Genomic DNA, 1,188 nt, shown 5'->3' with positions numbered 1-1,188 from the left:
GATACCGACGGCATCCTCGCGCCGCACATCACACAGACGCTGGATCGGATGACGGCGGTACCGGTTGTGCTGGCCGTACAGGACACCACGGAATTCAACCTGTCGCATCTTCCCGCTACTGAAGGGTTGGGCTACGGCTCGGGAAATCACACCAATTTGCGCGGTTTCATGATGCACAGCTTGCTGGCTGTCACTCCCGAAGGCCTGCCGCTGGGAGTGCTGGGAATGAAGACGTGGGTGCGGCCCGAAGAGGAATTTGGCAAGAAGCATCAACGCAAAACCCGTCCGATCCATGAGAAGGAAAGCGCCAAATGGCTTGAAGGGATCGCGCATCTTGCCGCGCTCAAAAAGCGTTGTGCCGATGCGCGCTTCGTCTGCGTCGGCGACCGCGAGAGCGACCTGTACGAACTGTTTGCCACAGAACGTCCCGCAGGCGTGGACTGGCTGATTCGCGCGGCCGTCAATCGCCGGGCGCGCCATCACGAGGGATATCTGTGGGAGGCCGTTCAGGCCATTGCGCCCCTGGGTAGAACCGAACTGCTGGTGCCTGCCAGACACAATCAGCCGCAGCGTACCGCGGGCCTGACGTTACGTTGCGCAACGGTACGATTGCGGCCTCCAAGGGGACGCGCGAGGGGGCTGCCGGAAGTCGATGTATTTGCGATTCACGCAATCGAAGATGCTCCTGCGGAAGGCGTTGAGCCTATCGAGTGGATGCTGCTAAGTTCGGTGGCAACGACCACGCTTGATGACATTCTTGAGCGGCTTGCGTGGTATGCACGACGTTGGACCATTGAATCTTGGCATCGCGTACTGAAAAGCGGATGCCAAGTCGAGGCGCGCCAGTTCGGGAGTCTTGACCGGTTCGTGCGAGCAACCGCTCTGTTTGCCGTCATCGCCTGGCGCATCCTGTATGCGACCCTCCTGTCGCGAATCGACGCGGACCTGTCCTGCGAGGTGTTGCTGCAACCCGTCGAATGGCAGGCACTGTATTGCCAAACACAGCACACCACGAAGCTGCCAAAGCAGGTCCCGTCCCTGAAGCAGGCCGTGTTGTGGATAGCCATGCTGGGCGGCTACCTGAATCGCAAGCATGACCGACCACCCGGTCCAACTGTGATATGGCGAGGCTTCCTCGTGCTGCACGAAGTCACTAAGATGTATCGGCTCTTCCGGCAAAACGAATAG

The 1,188-nt window shown here is 59.8% G+C and carries 1 protein-coding gene; it reads left to right on the top strand.

Features of this window, described 5'->3' with window-relative positions; translation table 11 throughout:
• A partial coding sequence (locus AWB68_RS45190; RefSeq protein WP_087650483.1) for an IS4 family transposase occupies positions 1-1,188 on the top strand: 1,188 nt, incomplete at its 5' end.

Source organism: Caballeronia choica (genome assembly GCF_001544535.1).
GTDB lineage: Bacteria > Pseudomonadota > Gammaproteobacteria > Burkholderiales > Burkholderiaceae > Caballeronia > Caballeronia choica.
This window is presented reverse-complemented; position numbering and strand designations above follow the sequence as displayed.